The organism is Vibrio sp. 1751 (assembly GCF_033339895.1).
Taxonomy (GTDB): domain Bacteria; phylum Pseudomonadota; class Gammaproteobacteria; order Enterobacterales; family Vibrionaceae; genus Vibrio; species Vibrio alginolyticus.
The window spans coordinates 54,587-81,375 of the sequence record NZ_JAWOVM010000005.1 but is presented as its reverse complement, the minus strand read 5'-3'; the positions used below and the strand labels follow the sequence as shown (position 1 = coordinate 81,375).

The 26,789-nt window shown below is 43.5% G+C and carries 26 protein-coding genes; 16 read left to right on the top strand and 10 right to left on the bottom strand.

Features of this window, described 5'->3' with window-relative positions; genetic code table 11:
* Window positions 1-136 precede the first annotated feature (136 nt).
* Complete coding sequence (locus R7041_RS03605) at window positions 137-436, top strand: YfcZ/YiiS family protein (RefSeq protein ID WP_005375307.1); 300 nt, start codon at window positions 137-139, stop codon at window positions 434-436.
* Between the two features lie 88 nt (window positions 437-524).
* On the opposite strand, the gene R7041_RS03600 is transcribed toward R7041_RS03605, so the two are convergent.
* Window positions 525-797 carry a YnjH family protein gene (locus R7041_RS03600; protein WP_005375306.1) on the bottom strand — a complete coding sequence of 91 codons (273 nt, stop codon included), beginning with the start codon at window positions 795-797 and terminating at the stop codon, window positions 525-527.
* A gap of 319 nt (window positions 798-1,116) precedes the next feature.
* Between R7041_RS03600 and R7041_RS03595 the strand changes: the two genes are divergently transcribed.
* Window positions 1,117-1,716: a hypothetical protein gene (locus R7041_RS03595; RefSeq protein WP_025998668.1), complete on the top strand. Its 600-nt coding sequence runs from the start codon at window positions 1,117-1,119 to the stop codon at window positions 1,714-1,716.
* A 74-nt stretch (window positions 1,717-1,790) separates the two neighbouring features.
* On the opposite strand, the gene R7041_RS03590 is transcribed toward R7041_RS03595, so the two are convergent.
* Window positions 1,791-2,900: a 1-acyl-sn-glycerol-3-phosphate acyltransferase gene (locus tag R7041_RS03590; protein WP_318114796.1), complete on the bottom strand. Its 1,110-nt coding sequence runs from the start codon at window positions 2,898-2,900 to the stop codon at window positions 1,791-1,793.
* A 191-nt stretch (window positions 2,901-3,091) separates the two neighbouring features.
* On the opposite strand from R7041_RS03590, the gene R7041_RS03585 reads away from it, so the two are divergent.
* Window positions 3,092-3,700, top strand: a complete 609-nt coding sequence (locus tag R7041_RS03585; RefSeq protein ID WP_005375302.1) for a hypothetical protein — start codon at window positions 3,092-3,094, stop codon at window positions 3,698-3,700.
* A gap of 127 nt (window positions 3,701-3,827) precedes the next feature.
* On the opposite strand, the gene R7041_RS03580 is transcribed toward R7041_RS03585, so the two are convergent.
* Entirely contained in the window at window positions 3,828-4,310 is a 483-nt protein-coding gene (locus R7041_RS03580; protein WP_005375301.1) for a hypothetical protein, read from the bottom strand.
* 14 nt (window positions 4,311-4,324) lie between these two features.
* Window positions 4,325-4,858, bottom strand: coding sequence for a nicotinate-nicotinamide nucleotide adenylyltransferase (locus R7041_RS03575; RefSeq protein WP_065275432.1), 534 nt, complete (start codon window positions 4,856-4,858; stop codon window positions 4,325-4,327).
* A 178-nt stretch (window positions 4,859-5,036) separates the two neighbouring features.
* Here R7041_RS03575 and nadE point away from each other — a divergent pair, with 178 nt between their 5' ends.
* The gene (nadE, locus tag R7041_RS03570; protein ID WP_005375299.1) at window positions 5,037-5,867 is read left to right on the top strand and encodes an ammonia-dependent NAD(+) synthetase; all 831 of its coding nucleotides are present in this window, start codon (window positions 5,037-5,039) and stop codon (window positions 5,865-5,867) included.
* Between the two features lie 100 nt (window positions 5,868-5,967).
* On the opposite strand, the gene R7041_RS03565 is transcribed toward nadE, so the two are convergent.
* Window positions 5,968-7,785 (bottom strand): hybrid-cluster NAD(P)-dependent oxidoreductase, encoded by a 1,818-nt coding sequence (locus R7041_RS03565; RefSeq protein WP_206949075.1) that lies wholly within the window; start codon window positions 7,783-7,785, stop codon window positions 5,968-5,970.
* A gap of 267 nt (window positions 7,786-8,052) precedes the next feature.
* On the opposite strand from R7041_RS03565, the gene R7041_RS03560 reads away from it, so the two are divergent.
* Complete coding sequence (locus R7041_RS03560; RefSeq protein WP_318114795.1) at window positions 8,053-8,217, top strand: YqaE/Pmp3 family membrane protein; 165 nt, start codon at window positions 8,053-8,055, stop codon at window positions 8,215-8,217.
* Window positions 8,218-8,372: 155 nt separating this feature from the next.
* The gene (gene pyrC, locus R7041_RS03555; protein WP_064369668.1) at window positions 8,373-9,401 is read left to right on the top strand and encodes a dihydroorotase; all 1,029 of its coding nucleotides are present in this window, start codon (window positions 8,373-8,375) and stop codon (window positions 9,399-9,401) included.
* Between the two features lie 95 nt (window positions 9,402-9,496).
* Here pyrC and R7041_RS03550 read toward each other — a convergent pair whose 3' ends face one another.
* Window positions 9,497-10,402: a DUF808 domain-containing protein gene (locus R7041_RS03550; RefSeq protein WP_017821242.1), complete on the bottom strand. Its 906-nt coding sequence runs from the start codon at window positions 10,400-10,402 to the stop codon at window positions 9,497-9,499.
* A 172-nt stretch (window positions 10,403-10,574) separates the two neighbouring features.
* Here R7041_RS03550 and R7041_RS03545 point away from each other — a divergent pair, with 172 nt between their 5' ends.
* Window positions 10,575-11,492, top strand: a complete 918-nt coding sequence (locus R7041_RS03545) for a M14 family metallocarboxypeptidase (RefSeq protein ID WP_017635280.1) — start codon at window positions 10,575-10,577, stop codon at window positions 11,490-11,492.
* Here the strand turns inward: R7041_RS03545 and R7041_RS03540 are convergent.
* Entirely contained in the window at window positions 11,487-12,275 is a 789-nt protein-coding gene (locus R7041_RS03540; protein WP_206949076.1) for an AraC family transcriptional regulator, read from the bottom strand. The genes R7041_RS03545 and R7041_RS03540 overlap by 6 nt on opposite strands.
* 98 nt (window positions 12,276-12,373) lie before the next feature.
* Between R7041_RS03540 and R7041_RS03535 the strand changes: the two genes are divergently transcribed.
* The 3 genes from R7041_RS03535 to R7041_RS03525 all read left to right on the top strand — a co-directional run bounded on the left by R7041_RS03535 (window position 12,374) and on the right by R7041_RS03525 (window position 14,327).
* Entirely contained in the window at window positions 12,374-13,279 is a 906-nt protein-coding gene (locus tag R7041_RS03535; protein ID WP_017821248.1) for a DMT family transporter, read from the top strand.
* Between the two features lie 145 nt (window positions 13,280-13,424).
* Window positions 13,425-13,910 (top strand): acyl-CoA thioesterase, encoded by a 486-nt coding sequence (locus R7041_RS03530; protein ID WP_005375279.1) that lies wholly within the window; start codon window positions 13,425-13,427, stop codon window positions 13,908-13,910.
* 171 nt (window positions 13,911-14,081) lie between these two features.
* Complete coding sequence (locus R7041_RS03525) at window positions 14,082-14,327, top strand: hypothetical protein (protein WP_005375277.1); 246 nt, start codon at window positions 14,082-14,084, stop codon at window positions 14,325-14,327.
* A 367-nt stretch (window positions 14,328-14,694) separates the two neighbouring features.
* Here the strand turns inward: R7041_RS03525 and malG are convergent, their stop codons facing one another.
* The 3 genes from malG to malE form a co-directional block, all read right to left on the bottom strand.
* Window positions 14,695-15,585: a maltose ABC transporter permease MalG gene (gene malG, locus R7041_RS03520; RefSeq protein ID WP_005375275.1), complete on the bottom strand. Its 891-nt coding sequence runs from the start codon at window positions 15,583-15,585 to the stop codon at window positions 14,695-14,697.
* A 12-nt stretch (window positions 15,586-15,597) separates the two neighbouring features.
* Window positions 15,598-17,172, bottom strand: a complete 1,575-nt coding sequence (gene malF, locus R7041_RS03515; protein WP_258512574.1) for a maltose ABC transporter permease MalF — start codon at window positions 17,170-17,172, stop codon at window positions 15,598-15,600.
* A 79-nt stretch (window positions 17,173-17,251) separates the two neighbouring features.
* Complete coding sequence (malE, locus tag R7041_RS03510) at window positions 17,252-18,430, bottom strand: maltose/maltodextrin ABC transporter substrate-binding protein MalE (RefSeq protein ID WP_005375272.1); 1,179 nt, start codon at window positions 18,428-18,430, stop codon at window positions 17,252-17,254.
* A 672-nt stretch (window positions 18,431-19,102) separates the two neighbouring features.
* Between malE and malK the strand changes: the two genes are divergently transcribed.
* From malK to R7041_RS03480, 6 genes are all read left to right on the top strand, one after another.
* On the top strand, window positions 19,103-20,221 hold the full coding sequence (gene malK, locus R7041_RS03505) for a maltose/maltodextrin ABC transporter ATP-binding protein MalK (RefSeq protein ID WP_005375271.1): 1,119 nt from the start codon (window positions 19,103-19,105) through the stop codon (window positions 20,219-20,221).
* A gap of 420 nt (window positions 20,222-20,641) precedes the next feature.
* Window positions 20,642-22,042, top strand: coding sequence for an undecaprenyl-phosphate glucose phosphotransferase (locus R7041_RS03500; protein WP_005375269.1), 1,401 nt, complete (start codon window positions 20,642-20,644; stop codon window positions 22,040-22,042).
* Between the two features lie 10 nt (window positions 22,043-22,052).
* Window positions 22,053-23,258, top strand: coding sequence for an outer membrane beta-barrel protein (locus R7041_RS03495; protein ID WP_258512573.1), 1,206 nt, complete (start codon window positions 22,053-22,055; stop codon window positions 23,256-23,258).
* Between the two features lie 12 nt (window positions 23,259-23,270).
* On the top strand, window positions 23,271-23,804 hold the full coding sequence (locus tag R7041_RS03490; protein WP_005375265.1) for a polysaccharide biosynthesis/export family protein: 534 nt from the start codon (window positions 23,271-23,273) through the stop codon (window positions 23,802-23,804).
* Between the two features lie 15 nt (window positions 23,805-23,819).
* Window positions 23,820-26,000, top strand: coding sequence for a GumC family protein (locus R7041_RS03485; protein WP_171342490.1), 2,181 nt, complete (start codon window positions 23,820-23,822; stop codon window positions 25,998-26,000).
* Entirely contained in the window at window positions 25,978-26,787 is an 810-nt protein-coding gene (locus R7041_RS03480) for a putative capsular polysaccharide synthesis family protein (RefSeq protein ID WP_005375261.1), read from the top strand. The genes R7041_RS03485 and R7041_RS03480 overlap by 23 nt, the downstream gene beginning before the upstream one ends.
* Window positions 26,788-26,789 lie beyond the last annotated feature (2 nt).

Below are 26,789 nucleotides of genomic sequence, written 5' to 3'. Positions count from 1 at the left end.
TGATTTAGTAATCCAATCTTTAACCCTTACTTAACAAGTGCCTATTCTGTTCCTTTTTTACGCAAAAGTCGTCATTTTTGTAGATACAGATCAAATACCTGATAGAATACCCTTAGTATTTACAAGAGGATTCGTTATGAGTGTCGAATTAGAAAAAAACCAAGTATGTGAGGCCTGCGGCTGTGCTGGCGAGATAGGCTTTATCATCAAAGAAGGTGACGAAGTTGCCGACGTAACGGTTTTCGCACAGACAAAAACAGAGCTAGAGTCTGAACTACAAAAATACATCGAGCTCGCTAAATCAGTATGTGCTGATGTTGAATACAATGTTTCAGAAATAACCGAAGAATCGAACCAAGCGACGGCTCGATTCAAATTTGAAGTAAGTGCTGAAAAACTTATCTTTGAATTAAAAACTCGCTCACTCGCGCGTTAATGAAAAAAGCGAGCATGATGCTCGCTTTTTATTTTTCCAATCTCTTAATCTTAAACCGCTCTAAATGAAACAGACAACTTCGGCGCGTTTATTTATCTTTTTTGAACACGACCCACTTTAACGAGCCATTGGTTTCAAAATCGTTCTCAGCGGTACACATCAGTAATACGCCTTCAACATTAATCACGGCCCCTGTGGTGTAGGCTTTATCATCGTAGTAACAGATACGCTGACCTACCTTACCGTCAGCAACTATTAGCGCTTTGTTTTCTGGTGTACTGTATGATTTAGCAAAAACGGAACCCGACAGCAGTACTGCAAAAACACCAGCGGTAAAAATAGATACACTTTTTAACTTCATGAAAATCTCCCTCAAACCTCAATAATACTAACAAGGACCCTTGTGAAGTTCTTGGAAGAATCTCATATTATTCAAATATCTACTGATATTTTTCTCACCTCTACACTTGGGTCTGCTTCACATTCAATCATTTAATTTATCTCATTTTAGTAAGCTTGAAGTTACTTAGCTCAGTAAAGAAGCGCACACTTTTAACGTGTATCTCTAATTTGAATATTTAAGTTATGAATCAAAAACTGTGAGCAAAAAATGCATAATAGGTTTATTTAAGTATAAGATAAGCACCTGTTGATCTCGGTATTTAACTAACTCTTTGACTATGCGTTTTGTTTCCCTATGCATTACTTCAATCCTGCTCTGCTCGTCTCCTTTGGCATATGAGCTAGATTACTATTCTAAGTTTGGTCACATCGATAATTACGGCAATCTTGATCTTAGAAACAAGCCTTACACCCAACTCCCCTCTGGCCTAGTGGTAAAGGGCAACTTAAACATCTCACAAACCCCTATCAAAACCTTGCCTAAAGGGCTTGATGTTGAAGGCAGTCTGGAAGCAACTAACAGCGCACTCAAAGTTATTCGCTCAGGAACAAAGATAAAAGGCTATGCAAACCTACTAGGTAGTAAGATCGAAAACTGGCCTAAAGGCATCAAACTAGGCGGTTACCTAAATCTGACAGATACACCGTTAAAAGCGCTTCCAGCTAAACTTCGAGTAAAAGGTGATCTAAGTGTTATTCGCACTCCCATTTCTGAACTTCCTGAAGGATTGGTGGTTGATGGTAATCTTTATATTGGAGGATCAGCGCTGAAAGTATTTCCAGACACAATGACGGTGAAAGGGAATATCTATTTAGGTGGTAACAGGATCACCAAATGGCCTAGCAATTTAACCCTTGGTGGCGCCGTCGCACCTTAAAGAGCAGATAAACAAAAGCCCCGGCAGGCCGAGGCTTTAAGGCATTCTGAATCAACAGAGTTCAGTGACGAAGATTACTCTTGGTTATTCACAGGATTAGCATAGCTCGCCACCAAATAAGGTCTTGCGCCTTCAGGTAGCTGATCCAACTTATCCGCGAGATGACGCTTAACCGCTTCCGTAATGATGCTCGAATCTTCATGCCCAGCAGCTAACAAGTTGATTGGGTACAACTTGTAGTTGTTGTGAATTTGGCGGTCGATTTCACCAGCAAGAGATTCCGGCGTTTCAAACTCTTGCTCAATCACATCACCAAACGCAACATGTACACGGCCTTTATAGCCAACGATACCTTGAATGATGCTTTCGATATCTTCAAATTCGCCTTTTTCATAGCGGCCATTTTCTGCTTTTTCGTACAGCTCTTTTGCTTTGGCAGCGTCACATGGATCATTTTCATAGGCAATCGAGACAGGAACGATTTTCAGAGAACGCGTGTACTCACCAAAGCTGATCTTTTGTTTACGACCTTCAACATGGAACATTTTTAAAATCGCAGGATCAGTAAAGTCGTTTCCATCTTTAGCACGGCCTTCCTTTTGGGCAATCCAAATTGAATTGCCAGTATCAAGCGAATGTTTGATATAGCTTGAAAGTTGTCCCAATGCTTTCATCATTTCTCTAGGCGCTTTAGCAGAGCGCTTAACGATGAAGCTCTTATTGAGTCGCATCAATTCTGTCGCACATGGCTTCTTCAGCAGGTTATCGCCAATCGCTATACGAACTGTACGGTGCCCACTTTGGTACAAGCCATAGTTTACGAGCGCAGGGTCCATCGCAATATCACGGTGGTTAGAAACGAATAGGTATGACGTGTTTTTATCCAGCTTATCCAAACCAGAAAAAGTGACGCCATCCGTTGTCTTATTCAATGTATCTTTCAGATACTTCTTCACTTCAATCTGAATTGCTTCGACAGAATCAAGCTTGCTCCACTTAGCTTTCAGGTAGATGCGCAGGATCGGGCTCATTAGCGTTTTGAACCACGCTGCTTTATTAGCAAAGCGATGTTCTAGGATAGCAGTGATAAATTCATCATCTTGGATTAGACGATCCAGCGCTGCTGGAATTTCTTCGTCGTTGTAAGGACGAATTTCAATATAAGGATCGGTATTGGCTGTCATTGTTCATTACATATCAAAAAAAGCTGGCACATTTTACGCATAGTTTTGCTGACAAGCAGCATTTCAACCCATACTTTTAACATGGTCATACCAGTTAAGCCACCATTTATCATGCTAAAAAATTCTCTCAGCAGGTTGGAATCGTATGGGTTTAACGTTACCCTTAGCGCCAAAAAACACTGGTACTCATAATGAACTACGCAATTGAATTTCACGACGCTAAATACCCCTTTCTTGATGTAGCTGCGCGTAAAAAAGCACTGAAGCACAGTCTATTGTCTGTCATCGAAGGGTTAGCCGTCATTAAATTGGGTAAGCAGGAGTATGCCATTGAACCAGGCCAATATTTTTGGATTCCTCAAGGATGTTTGAGCTCCCTCACCTTTTTACCTAATTCTCGTGTATATCGTTGTGATTTTTCTGTGCGTTTAAATGACGACTTCTCACAACAAGCGGGCTTTGTGAAGCCTTCACCGCTACTAAAAGCGCTCGTCGAGAAGCTAGCAACAACTGCCGAACGCTCGGATCTGCAAACCGATCTACTGACAGTAGTAAGACATGAAGTATTGACGCTGTCTCCTAAACTAGCGCACTCAACGTTAACGAGAACCATCAATCAATGGACTCCTGGCTGTGACATGAATATTTCTAAAGAGCTTTGCTTGGTACTAACACTACGTGAAGCAAGAAAAATGAAACTGTCGGGGAAGAAGGAAGAGCAAATTGTTGACTCTCTTTTTGCTGGTAACACCGAAGAATATGAACAGCTTTGCTTTTTAGTCTTTGGAGAAGCGCTATAACTTGCTCTTTAACAAGCTACGTTTTCAGCATTACGTAGAGTTACGGATACAGAAAGTAGAGATTCAAGTAAAAGCAAAAAGGGCGTACATTGATAATGTACGCCCTTTTTTCATTTGCTTGAGATGTCTAGAAAGGTACTTCTATCTGCATCATCCAGTCAGCGTCATAATATTCGTGCCAACGATAATCAAACCGCATTCTTGGCTGTCCGTCTGATTTATCACCAAAACCAACGCTGAACATCAACCCGTGACTACGAAGCCACTCTTCTGTATCCATTTTACTCTCTTCGTCTCGGAGCTCTTCCGGCATCCAAAAACCAAGACCAAAGTAATTCTTTTCTAAGTTTTGAGTTAGAAGTGGGGTCTCTTCCGGCTTAATCGCCCACTCCTCCCAATAGTTTTCTGTTGGTCCTTCAAGCTTCGCTTCCGCTGCATACCAAATCAATGCTTCAGTACTTAACACGCCGATGGAATCTAAAATTTCTTCACAGATAGGAAGAGTGTTATCTTCAAACACCACGGAACGATCAGAAAAATAGTTACACGCGGAATGAGCTTGTGTCACCACAAGCAGCGCACATGCACTAAATAAAACGACTCTGACCATGAAAATCTGACCTCTCAGTTCCCAGACAATGTTTCTCTGTATAAGCCTTTACTAAGTAATAAATCACGTACGGAAGGTGTTGTATAGGCGCCGATCTCTTCACCCTCGGCCAATGCTTTGCGAATATCCGTGCTTCTGACTTTTACTTTTTCAGGACATGCCATAACAGTCCAACGTTCCGTAATCTCTTCAGCTCTACTAAATTTAGCAAATTTGAAGAAATTATCAGGACCAATGACAAAAGTTATATCGGCAGTTGGGTAGATTTCTTGAATTTTTTCTAACAACGCATAGGTCGTCACACTTTGTCCAGGTTGGTATAAAGCTTGCTCTGCATCAGAACGCTGAACATTAGAAAGCCCCATATCCTTGATGAACACATCAACCATTTTGCACCGAGTTGGGTAATCAAGCATGTTCTTGCCCCAAGCGTGTGCAATGCTTGGCTCAAGTAGCACAAGATCAAAGTGGCTCAAAGACTCAATAACACTTTTATGCCCTAAACTAGGTGGGTTAAATGCACTACCAAAAATGGCGATTTTTTTCATATCCGGTGATTACCTGGTTGAAGAGAGTTTTCTAATCTGATGATTTCGGTATGATACTACTAATCTTTACAGCTTTTGACCCTAAAGTCGCGTTTAATGAGCCTCAACTGTATGGTTTATCACCATTTGAGCAAATGCGCTTTAGAGTCTGAAATATTTGCAGGAAAAGGAACCCTAAATGGAACAATCCATCCGTGACGAAATGCGCGTACTCCCTTCAATTGATCCGCATTTTGAAATTGAACGCCGTGTCGCTTTTATTAAGCGTAAATTGCAAGAAGCGGGCTGTAAGTCTCTTGTTCTTGGCATCAGCGGTGGCGTTGACTCAACGACATGTGGTCGTTTAGCTCAGTTGGCTGTAGACCAACTAAACGAAGAAGCGGGCAACAATAGCTACCAATTTATCGCAGTTCGTCTGCCATACGGGGAGCAAAAAGATGAAGATGAGGCTCAGCTCGCTCTGTCTTTTATCCAGCCAACCCATTCTGTATCGGTGAACATCAAAGCAGGTGTTGACGGGCTTCATTCGGCTTCTCACGTTGCATTAGAAGGCACAGACCTTCTACCAACTGATGCAGCAAAAGTCGACTTCGTAAAAGGCAATGTAAAAGCGCGTGCTCGCATGGTTGCTCAATACGAGATCGCGGGCTACGTAGGCGGCCTTGTTCTTGGTACTGATCACTCAGCAGAAAACATCACTGGTTTCTACACTAAATTTGGTGATGGCGCTTGTGACATGGCACCATTGTTCGGATTAAGTAAACGCCAAGTTCGTGAAGTGGCTGCTACATTGGGTGCACCTGAGCAACTAGTGAAGAAAGTGCCAACAGCAGACTTAGAAGAGCTTGCTCCACAAAAAGCAGATGAAGATGCCCTAAGCTTAACTTACGAGCAAATCGACGATTTCTTAGAGGGCAAACCCGTTCCACAGCAAGTAAGTGACCGTCTGGTAGCGATTTACAAAGCAACGCAGCACAAACGCCAGCCAATCCCGACGATTTACGACTAAGCGATATTTTCAGCTCTCTTTAAAACTCAAAACGCTGCTAAAAATAGCAGCGTTTTTTTGTCTAGGAACAGTTTTTGTCGAAGGACAAAGACGTTCTCGCCTAGTTGGTTACTGTTACGTCCGTCTCTGGCACAGCACAACACGCCAATACGGTTCCCATTGCACGTTCCTCATCAGTCAACGCGGGCACGTCCGGATGATGTACTTGACCCGACGTAAGCTGAACCTTACACGCGCCGCATAAGCCAGCACGACAGCTATTACTAACAACCTTCCCTGCATCTTCGAGCTGATCTAACAATGTTTTTTGGTTGTTGCCTACGACTTTAGTTCCATTAAAGTCAATAGCGAGACTTTTCTCTGGCTTTGACGTAAGAGAAGAAACTCCAAACGCTTCTTGATGGTAGTTTTCCTCTGGCAGCCCTTTTCTTAGTAGAAGACTTTTTGCTTTATCCATAAAGCCATCCGGGCCACATACAAACACCTGCCGCTGTTCAACATCTTTGATTTGCTTAATGTGTGACAAACTTAAACGCCCTTTCAAACCAAACCAATCAACAGCAGGTTGCGTTAAACAGACTTTTACTTCTAGCCCTGGGTGCTCACGCTTTAACTGCTCCAACTCTGAGCGACAAGGAATATCATTCTCGGTGCGACATTGATGGTAGAAAACCACATTATCCAACTGATTGTGATCCGCTAAGTAACGCACCATTGATAACATTGGTGTTACTCCGCTACCCGCAGAGAGTAACAGCAGAGGCTGCGCTTCATGCGTTTTAAGGTGGAACTGACCGTCAGGTTGTTCTGCCTCTAAAACATCACCGACTTGTAAGTTGTCTAAGAGTGAGTTAGAGACTCTTCCACCCGCGATACGCTTTACAGAAATAGCATAACGACCCGGGCGAGAAGGACTGGATGATAAGGTATAGCGTCGACCCACTTTCTTACCATCAATATTCACCTCTATTGGCAGGTGTTGTCCTGGCAAGTAATTAGGCAAAGAACCTTTGTTTGGCTCTAACCATAAGGTCACAAAGTCTTGGGCAATTTCTCCACGCTCAACACATGTAAGCTTCATGCGCACTGGCGAGTTATCTGCGTAAAACTCCGGCTCTTTGTACTCCAATACTTCAACTTTATCGCCTTGACGAATAATGCCTTCATTTCGCGCGACAAGATTCTGGCCAAAGAACACACCACCGACATCGTTTGCACGGAACTGTTGCAAGGTTTTGAGCGGCTCTTTGCTCTCACGGAATGTGCCTCTTTGGGTATTCACCGTAGTCAGGATACAGCGCTCGCAAGGTTTGAGAGACTCAAACTCTACCTCACCGATTCGTATGCGCTTCCATGAATCTTCTTCAAATGGCTTAGTATCAGAGACAACTAAGTTAGTACGAAACTGATCCATTGAGTGTAGCTCTGAACTTCTTCGGTTCAGCTCATCAAGTGAAGCTTGGCTGATCACTAAAACCGGATAACCATCAGCAAAACTGACGTTTTGACCTAGCTTTTCACGGACACGATTCGATTGCTCACCACTAAATAACAACTCAACGCGCAGCCCCAACACACGACTAAACCAGTCATCTGCATCATCTGTCGTGGTATAGGCAGTAAATGTATCTTTCCAAACCGTTGCAGGTGTCTCCTGCATTTTGAAATCTTGGTAACGGATTTTAAGTGGCTCCATACCCAAACTACTAAACACCACTCCATCGGACAATAGGGCAGACTTAATGGTTACCATTTGCGGATACTTTCGCGCAGTGATCATCGAGCCATCAGCTTTCGCAATCATAAAGCGACGATCGAAGCTCAATCCTTGCTTCTCAACCCATACGGACGACAGCGATAATCCGCCAACTGACTTAACCGGAAAAACATTAATTTGGGATAAAACGGGTTGCGACATGGCCTTCTTCCTACGGGTGTTTTTTATTTGTTGCGGTATTGTATACTCAAATCACATTAAGTTGCAGAGTCTACTGCCTCTTCATCCATCGCAACTTTCTCGAAACCATATTCTTATAAATTTGGTTTTAGTGACAAGTATTTACTACACTCAATATTCGCGTTTTTTAACACCGTTCTGACCAAATACCGTTTGATAAAGTGTGATACGACACACATAATTCACCCAAGTTATCACTACTCCCATTTATCGATTTGGAGCTTAATTATGGATACAAGAAAACTGGTTCTGATTCTGTTTTGTATCTTTCTTCCGCCTGTCGCGGTGTTTATGGAGAAAGGTCTAAATAAAGACTTTTTGATTAATCTAATATTGACGTGTTTCTTCTTTCTACCAGGTACGATCCACGCGCTTTGGTTAACAATGAAGTAACCACTTACACCCTCACTCTTTATAAAATTGAAAAATGGGATGAAATATGAGGGCAATTCCTCTATCATCCTGTCGCCTAAGCGCAAGCGTTTGCTCAAAAGCAAATACGGCGCTTAGGCTCCAATCAGACAACTTTTCAATGGTGGGAGCAATTAATGACAACACTGACTATCACTCGTCCTGACGACTGGCACGTTCACTTACGCGATGGGGAAGTTCTTAAAGACACCGTTCGCGACATCAGCCGCTACAATGGCCGTGCGCTGATTATGCCAAATACCGTCCCACCTGTTACCACAACTGAGCTCGCCCTAGCCTACCGTGACCGAATTATTAAAGAGCAACATGGCGAACAGTTTGAGCCTTTAATGGCGCTTTACCTTACAGATAACACGACACCAGACGAAATACGTAAGGCTAAAGCCACCGGAAACATTGTTGCTGCCAAGCTTTATCCTGCAGGCGCTACCACAAACTCAGATTCCGGTGTGACCAATGCGAAGAACATTTATCACGTTTTAGAAGCGATGGAAGAAGTCGGAATGTTACTTCTGGTTCATGGCGAAGTAACACATCACGATGTTGATATCTTCGACCGAGAGAAAGAATTCCTTGATACTGTCCTCGCTCCTATTGTCAATGACTTCCCTAATCTTAAAATCGTTCTAGAACATATCACCACCGCCGACGCAGCAAACTTCGTTAACAACGCCTCAGACAACGTAGCGGCTACCATCACTGCCCACCACCTTCTTTTCAACCGTAACCACATGCTTGTGGGTGGTATTAAACCTCATTTCTACTGTTTGCCAATTCTTAAGCGCGGAACCCACCAGCAAGCGCTGATCGAAGCAGCAACTAGTGGTAGCAAGAAGTTTTTCCTAGGTACAGACTCAGCGCCACATGCGAAAGGGGCAAAAGAATCGGCTTGCGGTTGTGCTGGTTCTTACACTGCACACGCAGCGCTAGAGCTTTATGCAGAAGTCTTCGAAAAAGAAGACAAGTTGGAAAACTTGGAAGCTTTCGCAAGCTTCAACGGTCCTGATTTTTACGGCATTGCACGTAACACAGATACGGTAACGTTAGAAAAATCCGCTTGGGATGTGCCAGAAACGATGCCATTTGGCAATGATATCGTTGTGCCTATTCGAGCAAATGAACAGATCGAGTGGAAAGTGAAGTAAGTACTTTACTGACATTTCACCTATAAAACAGGGTCATGCTTTTTGTAAAAAGAAGTCATGACCCTTGTTATTATCGTCTCATGTTTTAGATGTGATTATTGACCACGAAGCTTTTCAACCATCGTCCATACCGCAACCACAACCAACCCCGCCACAAAGCCGATAATACCGTTCAATAAAATAGGCAAAATGGCTGTAGCAACCGAATGACCACTAAAGTTCATAATAATCGGCTCTACAAAGTGATGAATGGCTGGCACGTTGTGCACCACAATTCCTCCACCCACCAAAAACATCGCAGCAGTTCCTACAATGGTTAACAACTTCATCAACTTTGGTGCAAAAGCGACCAAGGCCCCTCCGACTTTCGCCACCCAACCTTTACCGTTTGAGCGACTTTCAAGGTAAAGGCCTAAATCATCTAGCTTCACAATCCCAGCGACTAGTCCATAAACTCCAACCGTCATAATCACTGCAATTAAACTGACAACTAAAATTTGCGTAACAAGACTGGCTCCTGTCACGGTACCTAACGCAATCACGATGATTTCTGCTGAAAGGATAAAGTCTGTTCGAATCGCACCAGAAACTTTACGCTTTTCATACTCTTCTATCGACTCGCCAGTATTAACTAGCTCCTCTTTTTCTTCGTGCGGATGCGAGTGAGGAAACACTTTCTCAAGTACTTTCTCTGCCCCTTCAAAGCAGAGAAATAAGCCGCCAATTAGCAATAATGGCATAATAAGCCATGGAATAATCGCGCTAATAAGTAAAGCTGAAGGAACTAAAATCAATTTATTTTTGAATGAGCCTTTTGCAACCGCCCAAACCACTGGAATCTCTCGCTCAGATGCAACACCAGACACTTGTTGAGCGTTTAACGCTAGATCATCTCCCAACACACCTGCGGTTTTCTTTGCAGCCATTTTTGACATTAAGGCGACATCATCAAGCACCGTGGCAATATCGTCCAACAGTGTGAGTAAACTTGCTCCAGCCATTTTTTGTCTCTTATATGAAATTGAGTAAGTAACAAAATGTAACACCAATGAATCACTCATCAAAGTGATGATTTTGCAAAGAATACCACCCCAAATGGTGTTTTATATTGCCGTAAAGATAAGACAGGTCTAGTCTTGTGATACCTTTCAGCAGTCAAAAGAAAAAGTATAGATGAAAAGTGGATACATTTACCCAATCGGTACTCCTGGCCAACCTTGGAACGAAGAAGAACGTAAAGCTTGGTTAGCAACGCAAGAAGTAAAACGTAGCTACCAAGATGAAGTCGTCAGTAAAATCGATGCCCTACGCGAGCGTTTTGATGTTGAACAATATGGTGCGCTCTCATACAACGAGGCACGCTTCCCTCTGTTTTGTATCAAAACACGCAATTGGGATTCAACTAAACCTGCTGTGTTGGTCACAGGCGGCGTGCACGGTTACGAAACCAGCGGTGTACATGGCGCTTTAAAGTTTGTAGAAACGGAAGCAGAGCGCTATGCAGAGCATTTCAATATTGTCGTTGCACCCTGCGTAAGCCCTTGGGGTTACGAGGTGATCAACCGCTGGAATCCAAACGCGATTGATCCAAACCGCTCTTTCTATAAGGATAGCCCTGCCGAAGAGTCCGCTAACCTCATAAAGCTAGTTGCAACTTTAGGCGATGTGTTAATGCACATTGATCTACATGAAACGACAGATTCTGACGAAACTGAGTTCCGTCCAGCCTTAGCTGCTCGTGATGGTATTGAGTACATTGAAGGTATGATCCCAGATGGCTTTTACACGGTGGGAGATAGTGAAAACCCTCAGCCTGACTTCCAAAAAGCGGTCATTGAGTCAGTTGCAAAAGTGACTCACATTGCACCAGCAGATGAAAACGGAGAAATCATTGGTTCACCCGTCGTACAGTTTGGCGTTATCAACTACCCAATGGTAAAACTGGGCCTGTGTGGCGGCGTAACAAATTGCGTTTACGGCACGACAACGGAAGTGTACCCAGACAGCCCAACAGTGACCGACGAAGAATGTAACGATGCACAGGTTGCAGCCGTGGTGGGTGGTTTGAATTACATAATCGCTCAGCTATAACAATCGATTCTTGTATTGCTCCGGTGTCATGCCGGAGTATTTCTTGAACATCGCGATAAAAGGGCTAGCTTGGTTATAACCTAACGTCAGAGCGACTTCTTTCACAGTCTGCCCTTTACGCAGCAACTCCATAGAATGTAAATATCGCACACGTAAGCGCCACTCAGTAAAGCTCATGCCCAACTCACTCTGGCAATGTCTCGCTAACGTGCGTTCTGTGGTATGCACTTTTGCCGCCCACTCCGCCAAACTGATCTCATCCGTCGGCGATTCTTCTACTGCTTTTAAAATCGGTTCAAGATACTTATTGTCGGTAGTCGGTAAAAAGTGATGTTCGACTTCTTGCTTTGCAAGCTGGTCCAATAACACTTGTACCAAGCGCTTGTCTTCATCAGTTTGCGCGACGTTAATGTCACGCTGACGAAAGTCCTCAATGATGGCAGAAACGATGGGGGTGACTTTGATTAAACTGGTTTTGGTTGGAAAATGCGCCGTCAATTCAGGGGCAATGTTCAAAGAACAATATTCGATTGGCTTACGGTTGTAGCTAGTGTGACGAACTCCGGCGGGAACCCAAATAGCAAGATGTGGAGGTGCTAGAAATCTTGTGTCTTCTGCATCCATCTCCAGAATCCCACCGCTGATCAGTTGCACTTGCCCCCAAGGGTGGCTATGAATTCGTGTTTCTGTATTAGAGAGAAACGCTTCGAAATTCATAAATACATCTGATGGCGCACGATCGATTGATAAGGAGGGGTGAAGATTTCTGGCGCTCTTTTTCAAAATTGTCTTCCTATCGCTTACGATGTCTTTTAAGAGATACTTTTTATTATAAAGACCTGCCAGACTAGCGCCATCAATAATTGTGCTATAGGGTTCTCATGATTTATTTACTTCCGTTTTTCACCGTTATGATTTGGGGTGGTAACTCAATTGTGAACAAGATGGCTGCGAGCGCCATTGAACCAAGTGCGATGAGTTTCTACCGTTGGTTTGTCGCAATGGTACTCCTAACGCCATTTTGCCTGCCTGCAATCATCAAACAACGACACATTATTCGACCTTACTTAGCTAAGTTGGCGTTTCTTGCGTTACTTGGTATGGTTCTCAACCAGTCACTTGGATACTATGCCGGTTTAACAACAACGGCCTCTAATATGGCCCTGATCACCTCTTTAGTTCCTTTGATCAGTGTGTTTTTAAGTGTCCCATTGCTCGGTAAATCTATATCAATGTTAAGTATCGTCGGTGGTGTCATTTCGCTCGGCGGCTTGGCATTTATGCTTGGTCACGGTGATATCACTTACTTTTTACATCAAGACTTAACGCAAGGTGACAGCTTAATGCTCGTTGCTGCCATGGTATACGCGGCTTATTGTGTTCTGCTAAAACGCTGGAAAATGCCATTCAGTAGTTTGACTCTGGTTTACATGCAGGGCTTCTTTTCTGTTTTGATGCTCACACCACTTTGGCTCTCTAGTGAGCAACTGTTACCAAGCCAAGACGCGCTACCATTAATCGCTTATGCTGGTATTGCTGCTTCCATTTTCGCGCCGCTGATGTGGGTCAAAGCGATTGATTCAATTGGTGCTGATTCAAGTGCTATGTTCATGAACCTAATGCCTGTGGTTTCCGTCATACTTGCTTCAACACTAATTGGTGAGAAAATTTACGCTTACCACATTATTGGTGGGTTGTTAGTCATCTCTGGCGTTATCTTGTCGCAAATAAAAGTAAGACAGAGAAAACCATTATCCAATTCTGAGATTGCCTCTACCGCCAATTAACATCTACACCCCAAGCCACAGAACTACGCTGTGGCTTGTCACTTCCAGCGTTCGAATAAAAGTTAATATTTTGTTTCATTCGCTATTCCCGAAAATTCATCTTGCTGCTAAATTGGGAAAACAATAACCCATCAAGGAAAGACAGATGAGCAGTGGTCAAAGAGACATTACCCTTCGCTTTTTAGCAGAACCCAGCGATGTAAATTTTGGCGGAAAAGTGCACGGCGGCGCCGTAATGAAATGGATCGACTTGGCAGCGTACGCCTGCTCTGCAGCGTGGAGTGGTAAATATTGCATTACCGCATATGCTGGCGGCATTCGGTTTGTTGCGCCGATTCATGTCGGCAACTTAGTCGAAGTTAGCGCGAAAGTCATTTATACCGGACGAAGCTCAATGCACATTGCGATTGACGTGCAAGCTAGTGATCCAAAGCAAATGAAAAACAGACTCACCACTCACTGTATCGTTATCATGGTTGCTGTAGATGAAAACGGAAAACCAACCGATGTACCGAAATGGATTCCAGAGTCAGATGAAGACAAAGCCTTAGAGCAATCCGCTATCCGTCTTATGAACATGCGTAAAGAGATTGGGGAAGAAATGGAAGCACACGTTAAATATCTCAAGTAACTGGCATCCGTTAAGAACGCTATTAAGTACCTCAACGTTACCTAGACCCAGAGTGTGGAGCAACATCATGGTTTTGCCATTTGTTTCACGCTCGCCCTTCTCTGTCATAAATCCTTCACCTAGCTTTGCTTAAATCCATCCATTATTTTAGAGTTGGATAGAGTTTGGATCTTGAGACTAAAAGAAACGACCTTAAGTGAAGAGACGTTGACCAATTTAAAAGCGGTCGAGTACCAGTGGGTGAGAACCATGTACGTCGAGGGGTATAACGAAACAGAAATTAATCATTACATTCAAACTTGCTTTGGCGGTGACGTTACCTTTGCTAATCTATTTCGTCGCGTCGCACTGCAGCAAGAAAGTTTGTACACGCTGCTTCAATACGTTGGATGCGCACCTTCCAGCCGAGAGTTTTAATCTCTTCCTTCCCTACCTCAATTTAGCTTTTTACTAAGCTCTAGTTATTTATGTGAAGTGCTACGCAGGGCATTATTCAAGCCCTGTGTAATCCATTGCAAAGCCGCTAGTCTCTGTCTACTTATTGCAAAATTGCCTTTAACAGGCATAAAAAAACCTGAGTCTAAACTCAGGTTATGGTTACAAAAACTGTTAGTGATTGAATCGTAAGGAACTAAGCTAACAGCCAGCTATGCGTAACGCCAATAAAAGCCAAGATATTACTGATCGGCGGCCAAACCAAAAGTGTAATATCCGTGCTAAGTATAAGGGCGACCATGTGGTCGCCCTTTTCTAGTTATTCTTATCAATCTCAGACCACAAGAGATTATCCTTTCACACCACCAGCGGTTAGACCACCAACCAACCAGCGCTGCGCAAGTAAGAATACGGCAGTGATTGGCACTGCTGAAAGTACAGCAGCTGCGGCAAAGTCACCCCACAAGTAGTTTTGTGGATATAGGTATTGCTGCATACCCACTGCAAGTGTGTACGAGTCTACATCAGAAAGCAGTAGTGACGCTACAGGAACTTCACCAATTACCATGATGAACGACAATATGAAGACTACCGCTAGGATTGGCACAGACAGTGGCAGCAATACCAAACGGAATGCTTGCCATGGTGTAGCACCATCAAGAGCCGCTGCTTCTTCTAGAGACGAGTCAATACTTTCGAAGTAGCCTTTAATGGTCCAAACGTGCAGTGCGATACCGCCTAAGTAAGCGAAGATCAGACCGCCATGCGTGTTCAGACCAAGGAAAGGAATGTACTGACCCAGTTTGTCGAACAACGCGTACAGAGCAACCAGTGCCAACACCGCAGGGAACATCTGGAAGATCATCATCGCTTTAAGAATGGTGTTCTTACCTTTGAACTTCATACGAGCAAACGCGTAAGCCGATGTGGTTGATAGCGCCACGATTAGGATTGCAGAAATACCACCCACTTTTACCGAGTTCCACAACCATGTCATTACTGGGAATGGTGGCGGTGTAACTGTACCGTCTGGATTAGTCACCGAGAAACCTAATGCCAATTTCCAGTGATCAAGTGTTGGGTTGTCTGGGATCAGGCTACCCGTTGCAAAGTTACCTTCACGGAATGAAATCGCGATGATCATCAGTAAAGGGAAAATAATCAGTGCCAAGAATGCCCACATTGCAATATGAGTAGCCCAAACACGATACTTTAATGACTTACCTTGTACCATTGCCATTGTAATTTCTCCTTAGTCCTGAGCTACTTTAGTTACGCGTAGGTTGATAAGTGCCAATGCGCCAACCAATAGGAAGATAAGCGTTGCTACTGCACTTGCTAGACCGAAGTCTTGACCACCAGCACCTTCGAATGCGATTCGGTAGGTGTAACTTACTAGCAGGTCGGTGTAACCCGCAGGCTCTGATGTACCAATCATGTTTGGACCACCGCCAGTCAACAACTGGATAAGTACGAAGTTGTTGAAGTTAAATGCAAAACTCGCGATCAACAATGGTGTTAACGGCTTCAACATCATTGGTAGTGTGATACGTGTGAAGTTCGTGACAAAGTTCGCACCATCAATTGCTGATGCTTCATATAAATCGTCTGGAATCGCTTTTAGTAAGCCCATACACAAAATCATCATGTAAGGGAAACCAAGCCAAGTGTTCACAATTAAGATCATGGTTTTCGCCATGAACGGGTCAGAGAACCAAGCCGGGCTAATTCCGAATAAGCCTTCCAACAACATGTTGATCTCACCAAAGCTTTGGTTAAACAAACCTTTAAAGATCAAGATAGAAATAAACGCCGGAACTGCATAAGGCAGGATTAGCAACAAACGGTAAACTGAGCGACCTTTAAGTGCTTCCCACTGAACCACACTGGCAAGGACAAGACCAATAACAAGCGTAAACAATACGGTTAGCGCAGAGAAAACAATGGTCCAGATAAAGATACTGATAAACGGCTCTTTGATACCATCATCTTTCCAAACACGCTCAAAGTTGTGGGTACCAATGTTCACCACGAAACCTGGTGACGCTGTGCTGCCAACAAATTGACCGTTTTCATCGACAGGCTGGTAGTAACCTACTTCCATATTTGGACGTAGCGTTTCTTCAGTCCGGTTGTTGTAAAGCGTTTCACCATCTTCTTGTAATGTGTACAAAGGCACAACTGCAGCAAATTTGCGCAGCCCACTCATACGGATATCATCACCGCTTGGCAAATGTAAATCGACACTGCTCAACGCACTGCGGTTCTTAACAATCGCCTTGATTGATTCTTTTTCACCCGTCACTTCTTCAATTGGTGAAAGATCAAACTCCGATGCTGAAAGGTTATCAAGCTGAAAAGTCGGGCTTGCAAGTAGCTCACCATCTTTTTCAACCACAAGTTGATGGCCTTGCTCCGTTTTATACAAAGTGAACGGGTAGCTATCACCACTTTGGTAAGTTCGGTCCAAAAGTACGTTCTGAGCGCGATCAAAAGAGAGTTGGTTCTTCGCGCTATAGTTGGTAAACGCCAAACCTATGGTGTACGCCAAAGGAAAAAGAATGAAAAGGATCATCCCTGCTATACCAGGGTAGATGTAACGGTGTGCGTACGTCTTTTTGCTACCAAAGATGAACAACGCTAAAGCGGTAAGAATGAGCGTAAGTAGTGCAAACGCAATCTCACCGCGAGAATACATAAGGATTGTTGCGTAGCCATTGATGATGCCGACTGTGCCTAAAAGTGACCATTTCATGAACACTTTTTTGCTGCTCGGAAGGCTGGCTTCTGGTGCTGTCATAGCATTTGTACCTTGAACTGACTGCATAGGGAACCTGCTAGCGAATATAGAATAAATATAGAAAAGTAAGGAGGAGTTGCCTCCTCCTTAAAAAGGTCTTACTTAATTATTTAGTCATTTGTTTTTCTGCATCTGCAAGAGCTGCATCGACAGTTTGACGACCGTCAACTACGTTGATGATTGCGTTCTTAGCCGCACCCCAGAATGCGTTCATTTGAGGGATATTTGGCATGATTTCGCCGTTCATCGCATTGTCCATTGTTGCTGCGATACGAGTATCTGAATCAAGCTCACGTTGGAACGAGTTAAGTGCTACCGCACCTAGAGGCTTATCGTTGTTAACCATACGTAGGCCATCGTTTGTTAGTAGGTAGTTCTCAATGAACTCAACTGCTAGGTCTTTGTTTGGAGACGCAGTGCTGATACCAGCCGTTAGAACACCAACGAATGGCTTAGAAGATTGACCTTGGAACTTAGGTAGCGTAGTCACGCCGTAGTTAACGCCAGACTTCTCAATGTTGCCCCAAGACCATGGACCGTTAATCGTCATCGCTGTTTTGCCTTGGTTGAACGCAGACTCAGACACGGAGTAATCCATATCCGCAGAGATTACGCCTTTATCAACTAAGCCTTTTACGAAGCTCATTGCGTCTTTAACGCCTTCTTTCGCGATACCAGCGTCTTTAACATCGTAACCTTCAGAAGTGTATTTGAACGCGTAGCCGCCATCAGCCGCCATTAATGGCCAAGTGAAGTACGGTTCTTTTAGGTTCCACATGATTGCAGACTTGCCGTCTTTTTTAAGTTTTGCATCTAATGCTGCAACCTCTTCCCAAGACTTTGGTGGGTTTGGAACTAGGTCTTTGTTGTAGATTAGAGATAGAGACTCAACCGCAACTGGATAGCCGATCAATTTGCCGTCGTAACGTACTGCATCCCAAGCGAAATCAACGATACCTTCTTGAATATTCTTAGAAGGTTTAATTTCTGCTAGCAGGCCAGCTTCTGCGTAACCACCGAAACGGTCGTGAGCCCAGAATACGATATCAGGACCGTCGCCAGTCGCTGCAGTTTGAGGGAATTTGTCTTGAAGGCCATCTGGGTGAGCCACAGTCACTTTAATGCCTGTGTCTTCTTCAAATTTCTTACCAACTTCAGCAAGGCCGTTGTAGCCTTTATCACCGTTGATCCAGATAGTAAGTTGTCCTTCTTCGATGGCAGCATTAGCACCAAAAGAACCCAAAGCAACAAGAGTACCTAGTGCTACAGCGCTTAACTTTTTCATGTTCGTATCCTTTTTATATTTTTGATGTAGGGCTAGTCCATTGAGGTTCAGCCGTATTTCGACATATATCATCTGAAATAATCCAATATGTCTCATCCTCCTAATCCCTACGCCCTTACAATTATGACGTATTTTCGTGATCTAAATCGCCAAGGGTAAGAGACTCAAATCACAAAATGGATAGTTCCTGTGATCGGTTTCAACTTTAGGTGGTGCAATAATGTGATTTCCGACCAACTGCTTTCTTCCTCCTCCTTTTTTACTCCTCCCTTTCTACTCCCCCTACAATTATTTCTATTAGGAGGATGTCGCACTACGCACAATCTTAGAAACTGCAGTCATCCAAGAGTGGATGGTAAGAACCCTTTCCCAGCAGTGCCTACGTATTAGGAAAAAGATTTGCTGGTTTTGCATTGCCAGACGAGTGGAATGTCATTATTAGTGTTGTTTGTGGTAATTATTTCACGGGGGAGACAATACGAATAATGTGGGGGAGAGAAACTCGTACTTGGCTATGATGGGTAGCACTTCTATTCAGGACATTTTATTGAAGTGCTACCCTACTTTTCTTACCAACCGCAAGAACTTACCGATTCCTACTGTTACTGCTCGCTAGATAATTCATATAATGATGAGCGGTGAATAATAAAAAATTGATCGAGGACGAGCTACATGGCGAGTGTCACGTTAAAAAATGTTTGTAAAGCGTATGGCGACGTACTGATTTCTAAGAACGTAGACCTAACAATCAACGAAGGTGAATTTGTTGTTTTCGTAGGTCCATCAGGTTGTGGTAAATCTACCCTTTTACGTTGTATTGCCGGTCTTGAAGACATTACTTCAGGTGATTTGTATATTGGTGACCAGCGCATGAATGACGTCGAACCATCCAAACGTGGTGTTGGTATGGTATTCCAGTCTTACGCTCTTTACCCGCACCTTAACTTATATGACAACATGTCATTTGGCTTGAAACTAGCAAAAGCAGACAAAGCAGAAATCGACAAGCGTGTTGAACAAGCAGCAGAAATCCTACAACTAGGCCACTTGCTTGAGCGCCAACCAAAAGCACTTTCTGGTGGACAGCGTCAACGTGTGGCGATTGGCCGAACATTAGTATCGCAGCCAAATGTATTCCTTCTAGACGAGCCACTATCAAACTTGGATGCGGCACTGCGTGTAAACATGCGAGCACAAATTACTAAGCTACAACGCCAACTTGGTTGTACCATGATCTACGTAACGCACGATCAGGTAGAAGCGATGACAATGGCAGATAAAATCGTTGTACTAGACGGCGGTTATGTATCGCAAGTTGGTAAGCCGCTTGAACTTTACCATTACCCACAAAACCGCTTTGTAGCTGGCTTTATCGGTTCTCCGAAAATGAACTTCATGAGCGTGTTCATTGATGAAGTAGAAGCAGAGCGCGTCAAAGTTCAACTATCTAACGGCGTATCTTTCTGGATTCCGGTGGATGGTACAACAGTTAACCGCGGCGACCGAATGTCTTTAGGCATTCGCCCTGAGCACCTATTATCCGCTTCTGAAGCTGATGCAAGTATTCACGGTGAAGTGATGATTGTTGAGAAGCTAGGTAACGAAACTCAAGTATACCTAAATCTAGAAGGCGCGGACGCCGACGTTATTTTCCGTCAGCCGGACACGCTTGCAGTCGACACTGGCGATAAAATCGAGATCGGTATTCCAGCTCATCGTTGTCACCTGTTCCACAGTGATGGTCGCGCATGCCGCCGCCTATACAAAGAAAACGGCGTAGAAGTCGAATAGTTCATTCGTCCTTACTCAAAAATCCCTCTCACTTGAGAGGGATTTTTTTATCTTAATAAATATCAGCAATTCGATACTAAATCATTAATCGTGAACGAATCAAATCACCCGTTTCTTCTACCCTCACATAAACCATTGTCTTTGTACTGATACTTCATTTTTAATACTTTTCCTCATCCCTCATAAGTAAGTACCAGCTTTTTCCTAACCCGCCAAACTTAGCCAAAGGGCTAAATATCATTCTTATTTCCACTTACCTCAACAACGCAAATTTTTACACTTATCAACGAAATTACACGTGACAAAAAACTCAGCAGCATTCCACAGAATGCTCTGTGCACTAACTACTAATAACGTTCACGACACGGCAATTGGGGAAGACACCCAAGGGCGGTAGCGTGTCAGAAGGGAAACTGAGTCATGAAACAAAAAGGACTTATCCGCTCTCATGAGATGGAGTTCGCTTTTTTATATCGCATCTCAGATCTTGCTGTCATCGTCTCTTTTATGCTGCTTTTAGTGTTCAAAGACATGAATACTGCGATGGGGAAAGATTACGTCATATTGGCTTTCGTTGGAGGCATCTCTTTTCTATTTATGGCAGAAAGCGGCAATCTGTATCGCTCTTGGCGAACCAGTTCGTTTAAAGAGCAGATGTTTATTGTCTGTGTTTCTTGGGCGGTGACTTCTGCACTTATCTTTATTGTGCTGTATTTTTCTGAAGTCCATACCTTATTTGATAACACAATTTTAGTGCTGTGGTTTGCGATTACGCCCGCTCTGCTCTTAGCATGGCGAGTAACATTCCGTACCGGATTAGCCTATTTGAGAAAGAAAGGATTCAACACTCGCACTGCGATCATCATCGGCCAAACTCCTCACGGCATTACCCTAGCTAACGAAATTCAAAACCACACAGAACACGGCGTGCTTTTTGATGGCTTTTACGACGAACGATCTTCCGACAGATTGCCAAATTCTGATTATCCTATTAAAGGAGCTGTTGACCACGCCCTTGAGCGAGCTAAAAAAGGGGAAGTAGATTACGTCTATATCGCGATGCCAATGCACGCAAAAGAGCGCATTGCGTCACTTCTTAACCAATTCTCAGATACCACCGCAAATACGTATCTGATTCCCGACTTCTTCACTTATAACCTTTTACATTCTCGTTGGGCGCAGATCGGCCAAGTTCAAACACTAAGTGTCTTTGATACACCTTTTGCTGGAATTTCTTCTTGGGTAAAACGGTTTGAAGACATCTTGTTTTCGAGCATTATTTTGGTCTTAATCGCCCCTATTCTATTCGTCATTGCGATTGTCATTAAGGCAACGTCTAAAGGCCCTGTCATCTTTAAACAACATCGGTACGGTCTTGATGGACGCAAGATTGAAGTCTGGAAGTTCCGTTCAATGACAACCATGGATCAAGGTTCCAACGTGAAACAGGCGACAAAGAACGATCCTCGTATTACGCCTTTTGGCGGATTTCTACGTCGCACCTCTTTGGACGAACTACCTCAATTTATCAATGTACTGCAAGGGACCATGTCTATTGTCGGCCCACGCCCTCATGCCGTGGCACACAATGAAGAATACCGTCAGATCGTGGATCGCTACATGCTACGTCACAAAGTAAAACCAGGCATTACTGGCTGGGCGCAGATTAATGGTTATCGCGGCGAAACCGACACCTTAGAAAAAATGGAAAAGAGAGTCGAGTTTGATTTGGATTACATCCACCATTGGTCGGTTTGGATGGACATCAAAATCATCTTTATGACCGTTTTCAAAGGCTTCACTGGTGCTAACGCTTACTAAGGTTGAGATTATGAAGAAACTGACAATGGCAATAGCATTGAGTCTGTTTTCTACTGACTTGCTCGCAGAACCGATGGCTTACCAAACCGAGTCTGGTATAGAGTTGATTCCCCTCGTAAAAACTTTCTACGAGGGAGATGACAACATCAATAAAGCGGAAAAATCCGGCAATGTAGAGTCAGTCAATATTTGGGGTATAGAACCAAGCTTACTAGCACGTATAGAACGGAATCGCTATCGCGCAGATATTTTATATAAGTTAAAAGCTGGCTTTTCATCTGACGATCGCAACGACTTCGACGACCACACTTTTCAGTTTTCCAACTTTTTCGAATTTAATCATCGTCATCGTTTAGTGGTTGATTACCGTTTTCGCGCCCAGCATGAAGTTCGAGGAGAAGATATTACCGAAGGTAATGGTAGCGCAATCGACGCACCAATAGAGTTCAACCGTAACGATGTAAAAACCAATTATGTCTTTGGATCTAACGGTGCCAAAGGCAGACTCGAATTCGGTTTAGGCTATAGTGATAAAACCTATCAAAACTATCGTGACGGCTTGCCTGGTCGCCCAAACGCTAAAACTAAATACAACGATTTTCGAGCTCCCAATGCACATTTGGAGTTCTATTTAAGAGCGACGCCAAGAACCTATTGGTTAGTCGGAACAAACCAAATCGTAACCGAGTATCAGCACCGAAATTCTGCGCAGCCATCGAAAGATAACAACACCAGTTTCTATTACACCGGTGCCGAATGGGAAGTCACAGGAAAAACCAAAGGCATCGCTCGACTCGGTTATCAAATCAAAGATTTTGACAGCGCTAAACGAGAGACATTTAAAGGCTTTAGTTGGGATATCGGCTTTGAATGGTTGCCTCAAGAACAAACTCTAGTCAGCGTGAAAACCACTCAAGCGGCGGTTAACCCCGATCAAGATGGCGATTACAACCTACAAACTCGTTACCGACTGAACCTGAAGCACGATTGGAATAGTTACCTTGCAACTCGCTTAGGTGCTGTTTATCAACAAGATGATTACACGGGAATCTCCAGAAACGACGAACGGTACACTCTATCTTTTGGTATCGATTATCAGATCAAACGTTGGATACTGCTGCAAGCCGATTGGCAATACCAAGATAAAAACTCTAGCCGATCGGGTTATAGCTTCGAACAAAACATTTGGACTTTAAGCGCACAGTTTTCTCTGTAAAAAGGATTATTAATGAAGGCATTCATCAAATTCATGAGTGTAGCGTTGTTGCTATTTAGCACTTTGGTCAACGCTGACTCAAACGAGGAAGATTACTTACTCGATACTGGCGATACCATTTCCGTGCAGGTCTATGGTGAAGAAGATCTTACGATTAAAAATATTCTAATAACGTCAGATGGCTACTTTGATTACCCCTACCTTGGCCGAATTAAAGCAATCAAAAAAACACCAAAACAACTCAAGTACGAAATAGAAACGGGCTTAAAAGGCGATTATCTCATCAATCCAAAAGTGATGGTCACCATCAATAACTTTCGTCTGTTTTACGTTAATGGAGAAGTCAGGAAACCTGGTGGATTTGAGTACCGTCCAGGGTTAACCATAGAGAAGGCCATCGCTCTAGCAGGTGGCTTGACCGACAGAGCCTCACGCAAAGGCATTAACCTCACCAAGCATAAAACAGGTCAAACGATGGAGGGGGTCAGTATGCACCGCAACGTTGAACCTGGTGACATTGTATTTATTGACCAGAGCTTCTTTTAAGTGACAGGGAATCAAATGAACGGGACTCATCCAAATAATCTCCAGATGAACAAAGTAGAACTGATTCGTTTTGGCCATCACTTCAAAGCGATTAAAAAGAATTGGCTAAGCATCGCAGCATTCACGCTTCTGTTCTCATTAACTTGTACTTGGTATATCTACTCCAAAGCATCGATATACCAAGCTACAGCTACGCTACTCATCCAAGAGGAGCAAAAAAGCGCCCTTTCAATCGAGGAAGTATATGGCGTCGACACGACAAAAAAAGAGTACTTTCAAACGCAAATCGCCATTTTAAAATCGAATCATATTGCAGATAAGGTCATTAGGGAGCTGAACCTCACCCAATTACCTGAATTCACAAGCTCAGGGGGGTTAAATAAAAAAATCGACCAAATAAAGTCGATTCCTTTTGTTCAAGACCTACTGAATGTGGCACCAAGCCCAAAAGAAACCGCGCAGTTTTCAGAGTCCTATTATCAGGCACTTCAAGCTTTCAGAAGTAAACTCGATATTGAGCCAGTACGTAACACCCAATTAGTCAGAATTCGCTTTCGTTCTACCGATCCTAAGCTTGCTACGACAATCGCCAACGCGGTCGGCCAAGCCTATATTGACGCAAATTTTGAAGCCAAATTGGTCGTTACACAAAATGCGGCTACTTGGTTGACAAATAACTCTCAAAAATTGGAGGAGCGATTACGTAACTCGGAGCAAGCGCTGCAAGAATTCTTGTTAAAAGAAGGGTTGATCGATATAAACGGTATTGATGAAATTTACGCAAATGAGCTAGAAGAACTCACTCGTAAGCTGAATATCGCTGTTAATAAGCGTATTGAAGCGCAGACGTTAATCCAACTGTTACGACGTAAATCTTCGCAAAGTTTAGACAGCTTGTTGTCAATTGATGAATTCGCTAATCAAGCGCAAATCCGCGATCTAAAATTGTCGGAAGCACAGGCAGCCAAAAATCTCTCTGAACTGGCACAGCGCTACGGACCTAAGCATGATCGAATGATTCAGGCGAAAGCACAGCTTGCTGAAATTCAATCAAGAACCCAGCAACTCATCCGGGACATTTCCTTCAGTAAGCAACAAGACCTTCTTGCTGCAAAAGCGCAAGAGGACATGCTTCGAGCAGAACTCGATAACAAAAAGTCAGACTTCCAATCGTTAGGGTCACAAAAAGCGCGTTACGAACAGTTAAAACGCGAGGTTGAATCCAATAAGGCACTCTATGAAGCGTTCTTAAATCGTGAGAAAGAGACCAACGCCACCAGCGACTACAAGAATGTCACTGCTCGCTTTACTGATAAAGCCATCATTCCTCTATTCCCGGTGGCACCACAACGAATCAAACTAGTACTGATTGCCACCTTTTTTGGCTTTGCCATTGCTTGCGCTCTGGTCATCATCTTAGAAACGATGCGAGAAGTTATCCGAAGCACAGCCGATGTGCAGGAGAAACTTGGTGTTACGTGTTTAGGTGTGATTCCTATGGTCAAAAAACGCAATTTGCGTAAAAACGGCGTCAGTTATACCGCGTATTTAGATGATGAAGAAAAGCTATTTAGTGAAGCTTGCCGCTCCGTCAGAACCTCGCTTCTGCTCAGATTAACCAACACGAAGCAAAAGATATTGCCCTTTACCTCTGCTATTCCAGAAGAAGGAAAAACATCGACCAGTATCAATATGGCGGTGTCGTTTTCAAAAATGGAAAAGGTGTTGATCATCGACTGCGATTTACGTCGACCTTCCATCGCAAAACGATTCGGTATTGCTGAATCAAGCCCTGGCTTAACGCATATCCTGACGATGGATACGCCAATCAAAGATTGTGTTACACATATAAAAGAAGCCAACTTAGATGTATTACCGGCCGGCCTAATTCCGCCAAACCCACAGGAATTACTGGCTTCTGATCGCTTTAAAAAGTTGCTCGAACATTTTCAAAATAAGTATGACCGGATCATTATCGATACACCACCCCTACTGTCAGTGAGTGACGCACTTATTCTTGGTCAGTATGCCAATGGTCTGATCACCGTCATTCGCTCAGAATCAACAAAATCATCACTGGTTAACCTTGCGTTATCTAAACAAATACAACACTCAGTTCCATCTCTTGGCGTCTTAATCACACAAGCCAAGGCCAAGGAAGGAGAGACGCTTTATGTCCAGAAATACGCCTACTAACGTAAACCTATCTTGGTACCAAACGTTGAAAAGCCAAGAACAGCCGGTATTGATCTATCAAATGGGCAAAGTAGGTTCGAGTGCATTAGAGCATTCCATTCCTAACTCGATTCACTTGCACGACCTTATGACCGTCGATGCGCAAAAACAAATATCCCCCGTTAGAGCGCAATTGCATAAGCCTCAGATCAATGCGTTAAAGCGACGACTAAAGCGTATAACGATGAGCCATATGTTAAAGCGCAAGAAAAAAGTTCGAATTATCTCGCTGGTGCGTGAACCGATCGGACGAAATGTCTCAATGTTCTTTCAAGCACTTCCTTTTTGGATGGCGGACAAATATCTAAAGGATGACAGCGCAATACGTACCGAACGACCGCAATTACTCCAAGAAGCATTTGATAAGCACATGAATCATCAATATGCGCTGCAGTGGTTTGACAACGAGATCAAACAACTAACAGGGATTGATGTGTTTAACGAGTCTTTTAATCACGAAGTAGGCTATCAAACATACCATAACAATAACTTCTCACTGTTGGTCATTCGAAGTGACAAGCTAACGAAGGCTAACTCCGCAGTTGAAGACTTTTTAGGTTACCCCGTGGATGTTGTTTATGAAAATCAATCAGACAACAAATGGTACTCGCCACTAATGAAAGAATTCAAAACGCAATTTCAACCTACACCCGAGTACGTTGAAGAAATGCTGAATTCTAAATTGACGAAGCACTTTTTCTCAAATGCAGAAATCACCGACCTTAAACAGCAATATCTGACCAATTAATC